The 16,964-nt window shown below is 62.8% G+C and carries 15 protein-coding genes; all 15 read right to left on the bottom strand.

The genetic code is table 11. The annotated features are described in order from the left end of the window. Positions 1-56: 56 nt before the first annotated feature. The 15 genes from ftsZ to mraZ all read right to left on the bottom strand — a co-directional run bounded on the left by ftsZ (position 57) and on the right by mraZ (position 16,852). Positions 57-1,262 (bottom strand): cell division protein FtsZ, encoded by a 1,206-nt coding sequence (gene ftsZ, locus J1G34_RS04925; RefSeq protein ID WP_222993454.1) that lies wholly within the window; start codon positions 1,260-1,262, stop codon positions 57-59. 75 nt (positions 1,263-1,337) lie between these two features. Beyond that, positions 1,338-2,600 carry a cell division protein FtsA gene (gene ftsA / locus J1G34_RS04920; RefSeq protein ID WP_057724626.1) on the bottom strand — a complete coding sequence of 421 codons (1,263 nt, stop codon included), beginning with the start codon at positions 2,598-2,600 and terminating at the stop codon, positions 1,338-1,340. 15 nt (positions 2,601-2,615) lie between these two features. After that, positions 2,616-3,485: a cell division protein FtsQ/DivIB gene (locus J1G34_RS04915; RefSeq protein ID WP_065885829.1), complete on the bottom strand. Its 870-nt coding sequence runs from the start codon at positions 3,483-3,485 to the stop codon at positions 2,616-2,618. 3 nt (positions 3,486-3,488) lie between these two features. Further along, positions 3,489-4,445 carry a D-alanine--D-alanine ligase gene (locus J1G34_RS04910; RefSeq protein ID WP_065885828.1) on the bottom strand — a complete coding sequence of 319 codons (957 nt, stop codon included), beginning with the start codon at positions 4,443-4,445 and terminating at the stop codon, positions 3,489-3,491. Beyond that, the gene (gene murC / locus J1G34_RS04905; RefSeq protein WP_222993452.1) at positions 4,442-5,887 is read right to left on the bottom strand and encodes a UDP-N-acetylmuramate--L-alanine ligase; all 1,446 of its coding nucleotides are present in this window, start codon (positions 5,885-5,887) and stop codon (positions 4,442-4,444) included. Before murC ends, J1G34_RS04910 begins: the two co-directional genes overlap by 4 nt. Beyond that, a complete protein-coding gene (gene murG, locus J1G34_RS04900; RefSeq protein WP_065892616.1) occupies positions 5,880-6,950 on the bottom strand; it encodes an undecaprenyldiphospho-muramoylpentapeptide beta-N-acetylglucosaminyltransferase in 1,071 nt (356 codons plus the stop codon). Before murG ends, murC begins: the two co-directional genes overlap by 8 nt. Beyond that, positions 6,940-8,163, bottom strand: coding sequence for a putative lipid II flippase FtsW (ftsW, locus tag J1G34_RS04895; protein ID WP_065885825.1), 1,224 nt, complete (start codon positions 8,161-8,163; stop codon positions 6,940-6,942). The genes murG and ftsW overlap by 11 nt, the downstream gene beginning before the upstream one ends. After that, entirely contained in the window at positions 8,160-9,506 is a 1,347-nt protein-coding gene (murD, locus tag J1G34_RS04890) for a UDP-N-acetylmuramoyl-L-alanine--D-glutamate ligase (RefSeq protein ID WP_065897311.1), read from the bottom strand. Before murD ends, ftsW begins: the two co-directional genes overlap by 4 nt. A gap of 6 nt (positions 9,507-9,512) precedes the next feature. After that, on the bottom strand, positions 9,513-10,595 hold the full coding sequence (mraY, locus tag J1G34_RS04885; RefSeq protein WP_057724619.1) for a phospho-N-acetylmuramoyl-pentapeptide-transferase: 1,083 nt from the start codon (positions 10,593-10,595) through the stop codon (positions 9,513-9,515). Continuing rightward, positions 10,595-11,965, bottom strand: coding sequence for a UDP-N-acetylmuramoyl-tripeptide--D-alanyl-D-alanine ligase (locus J1G34_RS04880; protein WP_065897309.1), 1,371 nt, complete (start codon positions 11,963-11,965; stop codon positions 10,595-10,597). The genes mraY and J1G34_RS04880 overlap by 1 nt, the downstream gene beginning before the upstream one ends. Further along, positions 11,958-13,421 (bottom strand): UDP-N-acetylmuramoyl-L-alanyl-D-glutamate--2,6-diaminopimelate ligase, encoded by a 1,464-nt coding sequence (locus J1G34_RS04875; protein ID WP_065892619.1) that lies wholly within the window; start codon positions 13,419-13,421, stop codon positions 11,958-11,960. The genes J1G34_RS04880 and J1G34_RS04875 overlap by 8 nt, the downstream gene beginning before the upstream one ends. After that, a complete protein-coding gene (locus J1G34_RS04870; protein ID WP_163001703.1) occupies positions 13,421-15,163 on the bottom strand; it encodes a peptidoglycan D,D-transpeptidase FtsI family protein in 1,743 nt (580 codons plus the stop codon). The genes J1G34_RS04875 and J1G34_RS04870 overlap by 1 nt, the downstream gene beginning before the upstream one ends. Then, complete coding sequence (gene ftsL / locus J1G34_RS04865) at positions 15,163-15,456, bottom strand: cell division protein FtsL (RefSeq protein ID WP_057724615.1); 294 nt, start codon at positions 15,454-15,456, stop codon at positions 15,163-15,165. Before ftsL ends, J1G34_RS04870 begins: the two co-directional genes overlap by 1 nt. Next, positions 15,453-16,400: a 16S rRNA (cytosine(1402)-N(4))-methyltransferase RsmH gene (gene rsmH / locus J1G34_RS04860; RefSeq protein ID WP_010213048.1), complete on the bottom strand. Its 948-nt coding sequence runs from the start codon at positions 16,398-16,400 to the stop codon at positions 15,453-15,455. The genes ftsL and rsmH overlap by 4 nt, the downstream gene beginning before the upstream one ends. Further along, complete coding sequence (gene mraZ / locus J1G34_RS04855) at positions 16,397-16,852, bottom strand: division/cell wall cluster transcriptional repressor MraZ (protein ID WP_004371993.1); 456 nt, start codon at positions 16,850-16,852, stop codon at positions 16,397-16,399. Before mraZ ends, rsmH begins: the two co-directional genes overlap by 4 nt. Positions 16,853-16,964 lie beyond the last annotated feature (112 nt).

Raw genomic sequence — 16,964 nt, 5'->3', positions numbered from 1 at the left:
TAGCAGACCAGACCTTTGCTGAACACCAATCACCTTCATAGCCCTGATACATTCCATTAATCGGCCTGACGACGCAGGAATGCCGGGATATCCAGGTAGTCCAGATCGTCTTGCGGATTCGGGCTACGGGACGCCGCAGCACCGGCCTGAGCCTGGTTGCGCATCACGGTCGGACGGTCCAGGTCACGGTAGTTCACCGACGGCAGTTCCTGGCGCGAAGGCGCTGGAGCGGCAGCCGACTGGCTGGCCTGGCTGGCCTGGCTGTTGTGCAGGGTGTTGTCGATGACCTTCACAGGCTTCTCGATTTTCGCACCCAGGCCGGTCGCAACCACGGTCACGTGCAGCTCGTCGCGCATGTCCGGATCGATAACGGTACCGACCTTGACCATGGCGTGCTCGGAAGCGAAGGCTTCGATGATGCTACCCACGTCGGAGTACTCACCCAGGGACAGGTCAGGGCCGGCGGTGATATTCACCAGGATGCCGCGTGCACCTTGCAGGTTCACGTCTTCGAGCAGCGGGTTGCGGATGGCCGCTTCGGTGGCTTCGCGTGCACGGTTCGGACCGCTGGCGCAGCCGGTGCCCATCATCGCCATGCCCATTTCGCTCATGACGGTACGCACGTCGGCAAAGTCGACGTTGATCATGCCCGGGCGCTTGATGATGTCGGAGATACCGCGAACGGCACCGGCCAGTACATCGTCAGCCTTGGCGAACGCGGACAAAAGGCTTGCGTCCTTGCCCAGGATGGTCAGCAGTTTCTCGTTGGGAATGGTGATCAACGAGTCGACGCTTTCAGACAGCAGACGGATACCTTCGTCGGCGATCTGCATGCGCTTGCGGCCTTCGAACGGGAACGGACGGGTCACGACAGCAACCGTCAGGATCCCCATTTCCTTGGCCACTTCGGCAATGATCGGCGCTGCACCGGTACCGGTACCGCCGCCCATGCCGGTAGTGATGAACACCATGTTGGTGCCTTGCAGCACTTCGGCAATACGCTCGCGGTCTTCCAGAGCGGCTTGACGGCCGACTTCCGGGTTGGCGCCAGCGCCGAGGCCCTTGGTCACGGCTGTGCCCAATTGCAGGATGGTCCGCGCGCCGATGCTTTTCAGCGCCTGGGCATCAGTGTTGGCGCAGATGAATTCAACGCCTTCAATGTTGCTCTTGACCATATGGTTGACAGCGTTGCCGCCGCCACCGCCGACACCGATTACTTTGATAACCGGGCTAGCGGGGATGTTGTCTACGAGTTCAAACATGTTCCCTCTCCTTTCATTTTCTCTAGTTTTTTCGCCTACTGCTTGTTACGGGTGTTGCGGTGTCACGGTAAGTCTTTAGAAATTGCCTTTGACCCACGCCTGCAGCCGCTCGAACAACGGCGCTTTGGCTTCGTCATCGCTGCGGTAGCTGTCACGGATACTCGGGCCCGACAGGGAAATGCCGTCGGTCTGCTTTTGCAGTCCGTACAACAGCAAGCCCACACCGGTGGAATAAATCGGGTTGCGCACTACGTCGCCCAGGCCCTTGACGCCATGGGGCACGCCCAGGCGCACCGGCATGTGGAAGATTTCCTCGGCCAGTTCGACCGCGCCTTCCATCTTCGAGGTGCCACCGGTCAGCACGATGCCGGCCGGGATCAAATCTTCGTAGCCGCTGCGACGCAGCTCGGCCTGGATCAGGGTGAACAGCTCGTCATAGCGCGGCTCGACCACTTCGGCCAGGGCCTGGCGCGACAGTTCGCGCGGCGGACGGTCGCCGACGCTCGGCACCTTGATGGTTTCACCGGCACCGGCCAGCTTGGCCAGGGCGCAGGCGTAGCGGATCTTGATTTCCTCGGCGTACTGGGTCGGTGTACGCAAGGCCATGGCGATGTCGTTGGTGACCTGGTCGCCGGCGATCGGGATCACGGCGGTGTGACGGATCGCACCCTCGGTGAAGATCGCGATGTCGGTGGTGCCGCCGCCGATGTCCACCAGGCACACGCCCAGTTCTTTTTCGTCGTCGGTCAGTACCGAATACGCGGACGCCAACTGCTCGAGAATGATGTCGTCGATTTCCAGGCCACAACGGCGCACGCATTTTTCAATGTTCTGTGCAGCGTTGACGGCGCAGGTCACCACGTGGACCTTGGCTTCCAGGCGCACGCCGGACATGCCCAGCGGCTCGCGCACGCCTTCCTGGTTATCGATCACGTAGTCCTGCGGCAAGGTGTGCAGCACACGCTGGTCAGCCGGGATCGCCACGGCCTGGGCGGCGTCGAGGACGCGCTCGAGGTCGGCCGCGCTGACCTCACGGTCGCGGATCGCCACGATGCCGTGGGAGTTCAGGCTGCGGATATGGTTGCCGGCCACGCCGACGAACGCCGAGTGAATCCGGCAACCGGCCATCAGCTGCGCTTCTTCGATGGCGCGCTGGATCGATTGCACGGTGGACTCGATGTTCACCACCACGCCCTTCTTCAGGCCCCGGGACGGATGCGTGCCAATACCGACGATTTCGATCGTGCCGTCTTCACCGACCTCGCCGACCAGCGCCACCACCTTGGAGGTGCCGATATCGAGACCGACGATCATTTTGCCGCTTTGCACGTTTGCCATGGGTCCTGCCTCTTCTTAATTCTTCGCGACAGCGGGTTGTGCTGCCGTGGGCGCCGCCGGTACACGCCAACCGACGGCCAGGCCGTTGGCGTAACGCAGGTCGACGCTCGCAATGTTCGTGATCTGTTCTTTCAAGGTTTTTTCATAGATGGCAATAAAGCGGCGCATCTTTTCCACCAAGCGGTCGCGTCCCAGCAACAACTCGATGCCCGGGCCGGAACTGCCTGCCCCGGTCGTCAGAAACCAGCTGCCCCGCTCACGCAATTCCAGGCGTGCAATGGAGAAGCCCAGTGGCCGCAGCATCTGGCTCAAGGCCTGGTACTGCTGCATCACTTGCTGTTGCGCCCGCTGCGGCCCGAACAGCTGCGGCAGGTGCTCATAGTTCGCCACTTCACGCGGCGCAAACGCCTGCCCCTGGTTGTTCAACAGTGCACCATCGCCCCAGCGGGCCACGGGCAGTTGTTCTTCCAGGCGGATCGTGACCTGGTCCGGCCATACGCGACGGACTTCGGCGTGGGCGATCCACGGCATCTGTTCCAGCTCGGCGCGCATGCCGGCCAGGTCGATGGTGAAGAAGCTCGCCGCCAGGAACGGGCTGATGCGCTGCTGCACCGCTTGCTGGCTGATGTAGCTCAAGTCGCCCTGCACGCTGATCTTGGTGATCGGCCGGTCGGCATACGGCAACAGACGCTGCGCGCCCTCGTAGGTGCCAAAACCCAGCACCACCAGCAACACCGGCCAGAACAGCGCCTTGATGAAACCAAAGTTGGCTTTGGGCAGGCGCGCCGACATCGGCTCTTTGGCCACCATGCGGCTGGCACCCCGTGGCACCGGCTTGCGGCTCGGTGCTTGTGGGGGCTGATGACGAAGCGATGCGCCTTTCATGTCTTAGCCTCTTGGCTCGATGCTGGCGGCCAGGATCGCCAGCACCAACTGCTGGAAATCCAGGCCGGCGGCACGGGCGGCCATGGGGACCAGGCTGTGGTCGGTCATGCCCGGCGCGGTGTTGACTTCCAGGAACCAGAAATTACCCTGGTCATCCTGCATCACGTCTGCCCGCGCCCAGCCGGCGATACCCAGCGCCTCACAGGCTTTCGCCGTGAGGTCCATCAAGTGTTGTTCCTTGGTTGCGTCAAGACCGCAGGGAATCCGGTACTGGGTATCGGAAGCCACGTACTTGGCGTCGTAATCGTAAAAAGTGTGGGGCGTGCCCAATGCGATGGGCGGCAATACCTGGCCACGCAGGGTGGCGATGGTGTACTCGGGACCCTGGATCCACTGTTCCACCATCACTTGCGAATCGTAGGTGCTTGCCGCTTTCCATGCGTCGATCAATTCGGCGGCCGAGTTCACTTTGGCCATGCCGATACTGGAGCCTTCATGGGCTGGTTTGACGATCAAAGGCAGCCCCAGTTCCTTGGCCGCAGAAATACAATCGTCTTCGCTGCACAGCACGGCATGACGCGGGGTTGGAATCCCCAGGCTGTGCCACACCTGCTTGGTGCGCAACTTGTCCATCGCCAGCGCCGACGCCAAAATGCCGCTGCCGGTATAGGGAATGCCGGCGCACTCGAGCAGGCCCTGCATGCTGCCGTCTTCACCGCCACGGCCATGCAGAATGATGAAGGCGCGGTCGATCTTTTCGGCCTGCAGGCGGGCGAGGAAGTCATCGCCCACGTCGATGCCGAACGCATTCACGCCGGCGCTTTGCAGGGCTTGCAGCACGGCATTGCCGGACTTGAGCGACACTTCGCGCTCGGCGCTCTTGCCGCCGAACAGCACCGCGACGCGGCCGAAGTCGGCAGGCGCGACCGTGGAGAACAGGGAGGCGTAATCAGTGATCATTTCGACGTCCCCTTCTGGGCGGCAAACAGCGGGCTGGCCAACAATTTAGGCGCAAGACCAGCGATATCACCGGCACCCTGGCACAGCAGGATGTCGCCGGCGCGCAGCAGCGGCTTGACGATCGGCGCCAGGTCCACACCACGCTCGATGTAGATCGGGTCCAACTGCCCGCGCTGACGGATGCTGTTGCACAGCTTGCGGCTGTCGGCGCCCGGGATCGGTTCTTCACCGGCCGGGTAGACTTCCATCAGCAGCAGCACGTTGGCATCGGCCAATACATTGACGAAGTCGTCGTACAGGTCGCGGGTGCGGCTGTAGCGGTGCGGCTGATAGACCATCACCAGGCGGCGCTCCGGCCAGCCACCGCGCACGGCCTTGATCACGGCGGCGACTTCGGTCGGGTGGTGACCGTAGTCGTCCACCAGCATCACGTCACCGCCTTCGACCGGCAGTTGGCCGTAGACCTGGAAGCGCCGGCCGACACCGGCAAAGCGCGACAGGCCTTCGACAATGGCTTCATCGCTGACGCCCTCGTCGGTGGCAATGCAGATGGTCGCCAGGGAGTTCAGTACGTTGTGGTTGCCCGGCATATTCACCGAGACATCCAGCGGCTCGCGGTCGGGGCGCAGCACGGTGAAGAAGGTCTGCATGCCTTGCTGGCGTACATTGATCGCGCGCACGTCGGCGTCTTCGCTGAAGCCGTAGGTCACGGTCGGGCGCTTGACCTGCGGCAGGATTTCGCGCACCACCGGATCGTCCAGGCACACCACCGCCAACCCGTAGAACGGCAGGTTGTGCAGGAAGTCGACGAAGGTTTTCTTCAACTTGTTGAAGTCACCGTCGTAGGTCGCCATGTGGTCTTCGTCGATGTTGGTGACGACGGCGACCAGCGGTTGCAGGTGCAGGAAGCTCGCGTCACTTTCATCGGCTTCGGCGATCAGGTAGCGGCTGGTGCCGAGCTGGGCATTGGTGCCGGCTGCATTCAGGCGGCCACCGATGACGAAGGTCGGGTCCAGGCCACCGGCGGCGAACACCGAGGCGATCAGGCTGGTGGTGGTGGTCTTGCCGTGAGTACCGGCGACGGCGATGCCGTGGCGGTAGCGCATCAGCTCGGCGAGCATCTCGGCGCGCGGCACCACGGGGATACGGCGTTCGAGGGCGGTGGCCACTTCCGGGTTGGACGTGTTCACGGCGCTGGACACTACCAGCACGTCGGCCTCGGCGGCGTTCTCGGCACGGTGGCCGATAAAGATCTGCGCGCCAAAGGACTTCAGGCGCTCGGTGACCGGCGACTCTTTCAAATCGGAGCCGGACACCTGATAGCCCAGGTTCAGCAATACTTCGGCAATGCCGCACATGCCCACGCCGCCGATACCGACGAAGTGGATGCGACGGATGCGGCGCATTTCCGGTTGCGGCATGGCTTTCTGATTCTCAACCATGGGCCACCTCCAGGCAGATATCGACCACGGTGCGGGTTGCGTCAGGTTTGGCCAGGCGGCTTGCGGTGCTCGCCATGCTGTTGAGTCGTTCCGGTTGCATCAAAACCTCGGTCAGGCGTGCGGCCAAATCGGCGGCGCCAGTCGTTCTTTGCGGCAGCAGGAAGGCAGCGCCCTCCCCGGCCAAATATTCGGCGTTGCGGGTCTGGTGATCGTCGATTGCATGGGGCAGAGGCACCAGCAATGACGGCAGACCGGCGGCAGCCAGTTCACTGACGGTCAGCGCACCAGCGCGACAGACCACCAGGTCGGCCCAGCCATAGGCTTGGGCCATGTCTTTGATGAAGGGCTGTACGTTCGCCTCGACACCGGCTTCGCGATAGCGCGTGGCGGTGACTTCATCGTGGTTTTTGCCGGCCTGATGGAAGATTTCCGGACGCAGTGCTTCGGGCAGTTGCGCAACGGCTTCAGGCAGCAATTTGTTCAGCGGCTCGGCGCCCAGGCTTCCGCCCAGGATCAGCAGGTGTGCCTTGCGTCCGGCCAGCGCTTCACGTGCGATGGCCATGAACAGCTCGGTACGCACCGGGTTGCCAGTGGTGCGAAGCTTGTCCGAAGCCGCGAACGTTTTCGGGAAGGCTTCACACACCCGCGCGGCCAACGGCACCAACAGACGGTTGGCGGTACCGGCGACGGCGTTCTGTTCATGGACAATCACCGGTACGCCGGCGAGTTTCGCCGCCACGCCACCGGGGCCGGTCACATAACCGCCAAAGCCGAGCACACACACCGGCTTCAGTTCGCGGATGATCTTGCGTGCCTGCATGACCGCCTTGAGCAACACGAACGGCGCCTTGAGCAGGGACAATTTGCCCTTGCCACGCAGGCCGGTGACGTTGATCAGGTGCAGCGGCAAACCGGCGTTCGGCACCAGCTCGTTCTCGATGCCACGCGGCGTGCCCAGCCAGTGCACGCTGTAGCCACGGCTCTGGAATTCGCGCGCGCAGGCCAGGGCCGGGAACACATGGCCCCCGGTGCCGCCGGCCATGATCAGCACGTTAGCGCCCATGGGTCGGCTCCTCGGCGAAGTCGCTTTCGCTGAACTCCATCTCTTCGCTGCCCAGGTGCGTACGACTTTCCCACTCGATGCGCAGCAACAAGCCCAGGCAAGCGCAGCAAATCACCAACGAACTGCCGCCGTAACTGAGGAACGGCAGGGTCAGGCCCTTGGTCGGCAGCAAGCCGACGTTCACGCCGATATTGATCAGGAACTGGCCGATCCACAGGAACGACAAGCCGTACGCCACGTAGGCGGCGAAATACTGTTTGGCTTTCTCGGCCCACAAGCCGATGTACATGCCGCGCACGCACACAAATACGAACAGCGCGACGGTGCACAGCGAACCGACCACGCCCAGTTCCTCGGCGAGCACCGAGAACACGAAGTCGGTGTGCGCTTCCGGCAGGTAGAACTGCTTCTGCACGCTGTTGCCCAGGCCCACGCCCAGCCACTCGCCGCGCCCGAACGCGATCAACGCCTGGGTCAGCTGATAGCCGGAACCGAACTGGTCGGACCACGGGTCGGTAAAGGTAATCAGGCGCGCCATCCGGTAGGGTTGCGCCTGCACCAGGATCGTCACGGCCGCGACGGCCAGCACCACCATCAAGGTGAAGCGGAACAGACCGACACCGCCGAGGAACAGCATCGCGGCGGCAGCCCCCATCATCACCACGGTGGCACCGAAGTCGGGTTCCATCAGCAGCAGGCCGGCCATGGGCAGCAGCACGATGAATGGCTTGAAGAAGCCCATCCAGCTTTCGCGCACTTCTTTCTGACGGCGTACCAGGTAGCCGGCCAGGTAAATCACCACGAACACCTTGGCGATTTCCGACGGCTGTACGTTGAACGCACCGAAGCCGATCCAGCGCATCGAACCGTTCACTTCGCGGCCGATGCCGGGCAGGATCACCATGACCAGCAAACCGAACGCGCCGATCAGCATCAGCCAACCCAGGCGCTGCCAGGTGGCGATCGGAATCATCATGGTGACGATGCACGCGCCGAGGCCGATCACCAGGTACACCAGGTGGCGGATCATCATGTACAGGGTGTTGCCCGACTGCACGGCGGCCACTTCGGAAGATGCCGAGGTGATCATCACCAGGCCCAGGCCGAGCAGCGCCAGGCAACCGGCGAGCATTGGGAAATCCAGGTCGATGCCGCGCCCGGTAATGATCGGCGACGGGTACGGCTTGATAATGTTCTTCAGGTTGAGGCTCATGCCAAAGCCTCCACGGCGCGGGCGAACAGCTGGCCGCGCTCTTCATAGTTCTTGAACATGTCGAAACTGGCGCAGGCCGGCGACAGCAGTACCGCATCACCCGGCTGGGCCAGGGCCTTGCACCGGGCAATGGCGTCATCCAGGGAAGTGGCGCGCACCTGCGGCACAGCGTCACCCAGGGCGGCGGCGATCAGGTCCGAATCGCGGCCCATCAGCACCACGGCGCGGCAATGCGCAGCCACCGGGCCTTTAAGGTCCTTGAAGTCGGCACCCTTGCCGTCGCCGCCGGCGATCAGCACCACCTTGCCGTCGATATCGGCACCCAGGCCTTCGATGGCCGCCAGGGCGGCGCCGACATTGGTGGCTTTGGAATCGTTGTAATAGCTGACGCCATCGAGGTCGCGCACCCACTGGCAGCGATGCTCGAGGCCCGCGAACGTGCGCAGGGCGGCGAGCATGGCGTCGAACGGCAAGCCAACCGCATGGCCGAGCGCCAGGGCTGCCAGGGCATTGGATTGGTTATGGGCGCCACGGATTTTCAGTTCGCGCACCGGCATCAGGTTCTGGAATTCGAAGGCCAGGTATTTCTCGCCGTTCTCTTCGCGAATGCCGAATGCCTTGAAGTCGGGCTTGCTCAGGCCGAAGGTCCAGCACGGCATGCCCTCGCCGATCAGTGGACGGCTAAGGGCATCCTGGCGGTTGACCACAAACTGCCTGGCACCGCGGAAGATCCGGTGCTTGGCCAGGTGATAAGCCGGCAGGCCGCTGTAGCGGTCCATGTGGTCTTCGCTGACGTTCAACACGGTGGCGACTTCGGCACCCAGCTCGTGAGTGGTTTCCAGCTGGAAACTCGACAGCTCCATCACGTACAGCTCGACGTCGTCGCTGAGCAGGTCCAGCGCAGGCATCCCCAGGTTGCCGCCCACCGCCACGCGCTTGCCGGCCGCAGCCGCCATCTCGCCGACCAGGGTGGTCACGGTGCTTTTTGCGTTGGAACCGCTGATGGCCACGATCGGCGCCTTGGCGTTGCGCGCAAACAGGTCGATATCGCCGGACAGCTTCACGCCCCGCGCCGCAGCCGCTTGCAGGGCCGGTGTAGCCAGCGCCAGGCCGGGGCTCACGTAGAGCTCATCGGCGCGGCACAGAAACTCGACATCCAGTTCGCCACAGCGCACTTCCACGTGCGGGTAGTCACGGCGCAGCGTGACCAGCTCCGGTGGATTTTCCCGCGTGTCGGCCACGGCGAACGACGTGCCCCGGTTCGCCAGGAAGCGAACCAGGGACATGCCGCTCTTGCCGAGGCCGACAACGATGCGGAAGTGGTCTGAAGCGATCAGGGACACTCGTTTCTACCTCAGTTTCAGGGTGGCAAGGCCGACCAGTACCAGAATCACGGTGATGATCCAGAAACGGACGATCACGCGTGGCTCGGGCCAGCCCTTGAGTTCAAAGTGGTGGTGAATCGGCGCCATGCGAAATACGCGGCGCCCGGTCAATTTGAAGGAGGCCACTTGGATGACCACCGACAGGGTTTCCATCACGAACACACCGCCCATGATGAACAGCACGATTTCCTGGCGCACGATCACCGCGATGGTGCCCAGTGCCGCGCCCAGCGCCAGTGCGCCGACGTCGCCCATGAACACTTGCGCCGGGTAGGTGTTGAACCACAGGAACCCCAGGCCGGCACCGATCAGCGCGCCGCAGAACACGATCAACTCGCCCGCGCCCGGCACATAGGGAATCAGCAGGTATTCAGCGAATTTCACGTTACCCGACAGGTAGCAGAAGATGCCGAGCGCGCCGCCCACCATCACCGTCGGCATGATCGCCAGGCCGTCGAGGCCGTCGGTCAGGTTCACCGCGTTGCTGGAGCCGACAATCACGAAATAGGTCAGCACCACGAAGCCGATGCCCAGTGGAATGCTGGCGTCCTTGAGCATCGGGATGATCAGGGTGGTTTCCACAGCGCTAGGCGCGGTGGTGTAGAGGAAGATCGCCGCCGCCAGGCCGAATACCGATTGCCAGAAATACTTCCAGCGGCTTGGCAGGCCCTTGGAGTTTTTCTCGATCACTTTGCGGTAGTCATCCACCCAGCCGATGGCGCCGAACAGCAGGGTCACCAGCAGCACCACCCACACATAGCGGTTATGCAGGTCCGCCCAGAGCAGGGTGCTGACGCCGATGGACGACAGAATCAACGCACCGCCCATGGTCGGGGTGCCGGACTTGGACAGGTGCGACTGCGGGCCGTCATTGCGAACCGATTGACCAATTTGCAGGTTCTGCAGGGTGCGGATCATCCACGGCCCCAGGAACAGCGACAAACACAGCGCGGTCAGCACACCCAGGATCCCGCGCAGGGTCAGGTACTGAAAGACCGCGAAGCCTTTGTGGAACTGTTGCAGATACTCAGCCAGCAGCAGCAGCATTAATGTTTCTCCGTACTTGAGCCACACAAGGCTGCGACGACGTTTTCCATCACCGCGCTGCGCGATCCCTTGATCAAAATGGTTGTGTGTTTATCGTGCTCGGCCGCAGTCAACGCCTGGATCAATTCGGCCTGGGTCGCGAAATGACGCGCGCCGGGGCCGAAGGCGTCTACCGCGTGAGCCATGTTCGGGCCGACTGCGTAGAGCGCGTCGACTTTGCCGGCGGCATAGGCGCCGACTTCGCGGTGGCCTTGCTCGGCCCAGTCGCCCAGTTCGCCGATATCGCCCAGTACCAGCACTTTGCGCCCATCGAAGCCGTTGAGCAGGTCCACGGCGGCATTGATGGAAGACGGGTTGGCGTTGTAGGTGTCATCGATCACGCGCATGCCGTTACTGGCCAATTGCGCAACAGTGCGCCCCTTGACCGGCTGCACCGCGCCCAGGCCTGTGGCGATGCCGAACAGCGACACGCCCAGGGCGTAAGCGGCAGCGGCGGCGGCCAGGGCGTTGGCGACGTTATGGTTGCCCAGCAGGTTCAGTTGCACGTGCTCATTGCCTTGCGGCGTGTGCAAGGTGAAGGACGGGCAACCCCGTGCATCGACGGTAATGTTGGAGGCGTGGAAATCGGCCGCGGCGTTCAGCACGGCGAACGTCAGCACCTTGCGACCGGCGGCACGTGCACGCCAGGTCTCAAAAGCCTTGTCATCCAGATTCAGTACAGCAGTGCCCGAAGCGTCGAGGCCTTCAAGGATTTCACCCTTGGCTTCGACGATTTTTTCCGGGCCACCGAACTCACCGACGTGGGCGGTGCCGGCGTTATTGATAATGGCGACGTGAGGCTGGGTCAGCGCCACGGTGTAGGCAATCTCGCCGATGCGTGAAGCGCCCAGCTCGATCACCGCCGCCGTGTGTTCCGGGGCCAGTTCGAGCAGGGTCAGCGGTGCGCCGAAATCATTGTTCAGGTTGCCACGGGTAGCGAGCACCGGCCCGCGCGTGCGCAGTACACCGGCCAACAGCTCTTTGACGGTGGTCTTGCCACTGGAACCGGTGACGGCGGCAACCGGCTTGTCGAAGGCGGCGCGGTTCAGCGCGCCCAGTTGGCCCAGGGCCAGGCGGGTATCGGCGACCAGCAGCTGCGGCAAGGTGGCATGTGCCACTTCGCGTTGCACCAGGGCACCCACGGCGCCTTTGGCGGCGACTTCGTTAAGGTAGTCGTGGCCATCGAAGCGCGGGCCTGCGAGGGCGACGAACAACTGGCCCGGCTTGATGTTGCGACTGTCGATACTGACGCCGTCGAACGTGCAATCGCTGGACAGCACGCGGGCGGACAACGCCTGGGCCAGTTCGCTGAATGTCATCGCCTTAAGCATGGGCGACCTCCCAGGCAGTCAAGGCGCGATCCGCCTCGACCAGATCGGAAAAGGCATGGCGCTCGCCGTTGATCTCCTGGTAATCCTCATGCCCCTTGCCGGCCAGCACGACCACGTCATCCGCGCTGGCGCTGGCGATCAATTGCGCGATGGCGGTGCCGCGACCGGCCACGAAGGTGACGTTGGCGGTGTCTTTGAAGCCTTGGCGGATATCGTCGAAAATCCGCCCCGGTTCTTCGCTGCGCGGGTTGTCGTCGGTCACCAGCACGCCGTCAGCCAGGCGCTCGACAATCTCGGCCATTAACGGACGCTTGCCGCGATCGCGGTCGCCGCCGCAGCCGAACAGGCACAACAGCTTGCCCTTGGCATGGGGGCGCAGCGCCAGCAGGACTTTTTCCAGGGCGTCAGGGGTGTGAGCGTAGTCGACCACCACCAGCGGTTGTGTGCCGCCACCCAGGCGCTGCATGCGACCGGCCGGGCCTTCCAGCTTCGGCAACACCTTGAGGATTTCGTCGAGGGCGTAATCCAGGCCGAGCAGCGCGCCGATAGCGGCGAGCACGTTGCTCAGGTTGAAGCGACCGAGCAAGGTGCTGCGCAAATGGTGTTCGCCCTGAGGCGTAACCAACGTAGCGCGCACGCCTTCGTCATTGAATTGGGCCTCACGGCAATACAGGTAGGCGCTGGAATCTTCCAGGCTGTAGCTGATCAGGCGCGCTTCGCTGTCTTGGGCAGCCAGCTGGCGGCCAAACGCGTCGTCGAGGTTGACCACCCGGCATTTCAGATCATTCCAGGCGAACAGCTTGGCCTTGGCGGCGGCGTACGCCTCCATGGTGCCGTGGTAGTCCAGATGATCCCGGGACAGGTTGGTCATCACGGCCACATCAAACGCCAACGCCGTCACGCGGCCCTGGTCCAGGCCATGGGACGAGACTTCCATGGCAACCGCCCTGGCACCGGCCTTTTTCAGGTCGGCCAGGGTCGCCTGCACGGCAATCGGGTTCGGCGTGGTGTGCAGGCCGCTTTGCAACGCGCCATAAAAGCCGGTGCCCAGGGTACCGACGATGCCGCAATGCTGGCCCAGCAGGTCAAGCGCCTGGGCGACCAACTGAGTGACGCTGGTCTTGCCGTTGGTGCCGGTTACGCCCACCAGGTTGAGGTGGCGGCTCGGCTCGCCATAGAAGCGCCCGGCGATGTCGGACAGCTGGGCGGCCAGGTTCTTCACCGGAATCAACGGCACATCGGTGATTGGCAGCACAGTGGCGCCATCCACTTCATAGGCCACGGCGGCAGCGCCACGCTGCAGGGCATCGGCGATGTGCGCACGGCCATCGAATTTGCCACCAGGCACCGCCAGGAACAAGTCACCGGCGCGTACCGTGCGGCTGTCCAGGCTCAACTCGCGGATCAACAGATCGCGGCCGGCGTGGGCAAAAATCTTGTTCAGGCTAAGAGACATCAGCCGCGCCCTCCATTGGCTTTTACAGCGGCTACCGGCGGTGCGGCGTTCGCTTGCTGGGTCGGCGGCAGATTGTCCGGCGTGATGTTCATCAGGCGCAGGGTGCCGGACATGACTTTGCTGAACACCGGCGCCGAGACCAGGCCACCGAAGTAACCGGCCTTGCTCGGTTCATCGATCACCACGACGATGGCGTAGCGTGGGTCGCTCATCGGGCCGAAACCGGCGAACAGCGAGCGATAGGAATTTTCCGCATAGCCCTTGGTACCAACCGAGGTTTTACGTGCGGTACCGGACTTGCCGGCCACGTGATAAGCCGGCACCTGGGCGCGGAATACACCACGCGGCGCCTCGATCACTTGTTGCAGCATGCCTTGCATGGTCTTGGCGACTTTTTCCGGGATCACCTGGGTGGCTTTCGGCGCTTCGTCGACATGGATCAGGCTCAGCGGAACCATGCGGCCGTTATTGGCCAATACAGAGAAAGCATGGGCCAGCTGGATCGCGGTCACCGACAGGCCGTAGCCGTAGGATAGCGTGGCGGTCTCGGCTTTTTTCCAGTCGCGGTAGTTCGGCAGGTTGCCTACGCGCTCACCGGGGAAGTCGAGCCCGGTGGGTTGACCCAGGCCGATTTTTTGCGCCAGGTGGTAGATGGTCTCGCCGCCGATATCAAAGGCGACCTTGCTCATGCCCACGTTACTGGAGTTGATCAGGATGCCGGTCAGGTCCAGCACCGGGCCCTCGGTACGGGACACGTCACGAATGGTGTATTTGCCCAACTGCAACGTACCTGGATACACCTCGACCTTGTCGCTGGGCTTCCAGCGTCCGGTTTCCAGTGCGGCGCTCATGGAGATGGCTTTCATGGTCGAACCCGGCTCGAACACGTCGATCATGGCGCGGTTGCGCATCATCGCCGGTTGCAGGTTGCGACGGTTGTTCGGGTTGTACGTCGGCTGGTTGACCATGGCGAGGATCTCGCCGGTCTTCACGTCCATGATCACCAGGCTGCCGGCTTTTGCGCCGTTCTCGATGATCGCGTTACGCAGCTCACGGTTGGCCAGGTACTGCAGGCGCAAGTCAATCGACAACGCCAAGGGCTTGCCGGCCTTGGCGTTCTTGGTGACCTGTACATCCTTGATCAGTCTGCCGCGCCGGTCCTTGATGACCTGGCGCTTGCCCGGAACCCCGGCCAGCCATTCGTCGTAGGCCAACTCGACGCCTTCGCGGCCATGGTCATCGATATCGGTAAAACCGACCATGTGCGCAGTGGTTTCCCCGGCCGGGTAGAAACGACGAAATTCCTCGATGCCGTAGACACCGGGAATTTTAAGGTCGAGCACTTGCTGACCCTGCTCAGGGGTGAGCCCGCGAACCAGGTAGATGAATTCTTTATTGGCCTGGGCTTCCAGGCGCTCGGTCAGGGCTTTGCGATCCTGCCCCAGGGCAGCGGCGAGTTCGGGCCACTTGTCCTTGGCCACTTGCAATTCCTTGGCGTTGGCCCACAGGGTGGTCACCGGCGTACTCACGGCCAGGGGCTCGCCGTTACGGTCGGTGATCAGGCCGCGGTGCGCGGGAATCGGGATATGTCGCAAGCTACGGGCGTCGCCCTGGCCGATCAGGAAGTCACGGTCGACCACCTGCAGGTCGAAGATCCGCCAGACGATCGCGCCTACCATCAACGCCAGCAAGCCGAGCATCAGACGGAAGCGCCATGGGTAGAGTGCGCCCTCGAGCTTCATCATGGCGCCACCATGCGAACGTCGGCAGCGCCCGGAATGTGCATTTTCAGTTGTTCTGTGGCCAGCACTTCGATACGGCTATGGGCCGTCCAGGTGCTCTGCTCCAGGATCAGCCGACCCCATTCCGCCTGCGCCTTGTCGCGCACGCTCAATTCCCCGTAGAGGGTATTGAGCAACTGACGGTTCCAATGCGCGCTGTAGGACACCGCAATCGCGGACACCAGCACGCCGACAAACAGCAGCAACATAAAGAAGCTGCCGCCCGGCAGGGGTTTGGCGAAAAGCTTGCTCACCGCAACTTCTCCGCGACGCGCATGACGGCGCTACGGGAACGTGGGTTGGCCTTGAGTTCGGCTTCAGAGGCGAACTGCGCTTTGCCATGGATTTTGATTTTCGGCACAAAGGCTTCGAAACGCACCGGCAGGTTGCGCGGCAGGTTGTCCGATTCGCCCTTGACCAGACGCCGCATGAACAGTTTGACGATGCGGTCTTCCAGGGAATGGAAACTGATCACCACCAGGCGACCGCCCACTTCCAGCGCCTCGAGGGCAGCCTCGAGGCCGGCCTCCAGATCGCCCAATTCGTTGTTGACGTGAATGCGCAAGCCCTGGAACGCACGGGTCGCCGGGTTCTTGCCCTTCTCCCAGGCCGGATTGGCGACCTTGAGCACTTCGGCCAGGTCGGCGGTGCGTTCGAACGGCTGGATCTCGCGGCGCTCGACCACGGCGCGGGCCATGCGGCCGGCGAAGCGCTCTTCACCGTATTCCTTGAACACCCGGGCGATTTCTTCGACTGGCGCGGTGGCGATGAACTGCGCGGCGCTGACGCCACGCGTCGGGTCCATGCGCATGTCGAGGGGGCCGTCGTTCATGAAGCTGAAGCCGCGCTCCGGGTCATCGAGCTGCGGCGAAGACACGCCCAGGTCGAGCAGAACCCCGGCCACCTTGCCCGCCATGCCGCGCTCGGCGACTTCGGCGCCAAGCTCGGCAAAGCTGCGCTGCACAACGACAAAGCGGCCGTCTTCGGCCGCTAGCGCTTGCCCGGTGGCAATCGCTTGAGGGTCTTTGTCGAACCCGAGGAGTTTACCGTCGGGCCCGAGCTGGCTGAGTATCAACCGACTGTGCCCGCCCCTGCCGAAGGTGCCATCCAGATAGCAGCCATCCGCGCGTACGGCGAGAGCCTCAACGGCTTCGTCAAGCAGTACGGTGATGTGGTTAAAGCCGCTATCAATAGTCACAGGATCAAATCACGCAGTTCATCAGGCATGGCGCCCGGTTGTTGAATAGCAGCCAGGTCAGCTGCAGAAACAGCATCCCAGGCATCTTCGTCCCACAATTGGAACTTGTTCAATTGGCCTACCAGCATCGCGCGCTTGTCGAGCCTGGCGTATTCGCGCAACCGCGGAGGCACCAGGAAACGACCGCTGCCATCGAGTTCAAGGTCGACGGCATTACCGATCAGCAAACGCTGCAGGCGGCGGTTTTCTTCACGCAATGAAGGCAGCGCGCGCAACTTGGTTTCGATCAACTCCCACTCATCGAGGGGGTAAACACATAAACAAGGGTCAACAGCGTCAATCGTGATGATTAACTGCCCTGAACTTCGCGAAATGAGCTCGTCACGATACCGGCTCGGCATAGCGAGACGGCCTTTTGCATCGAGACTGATAGCGTTAGCTCCGCGAAACACAGATGCGTTTCTCCAAATTTTAGCGTTTTACGTTCAAAAAACCCACTTTGTGCCACTTTCCGCCACTTGCGCACACTATAGGAATGCGCCCACCACACCGTCAAGGCGCGGA

The organism is Pseudomonas sp. Wu6, assembly GCF_019891515.1.
In the GTDB taxonomy this organism is placed as follows: domain Bacteria; phylum Pseudomonadota; class Gammaproteobacteria; order Pseudomonadales; family Pseudomonadaceae; genus Aquipseudomonas; species Aquipseudomonas orientalis_A.
Note: the sequence above shows the minus strand (reverse complement) of the source record. Positions and strands in the feature narration are given on the sequence as shown.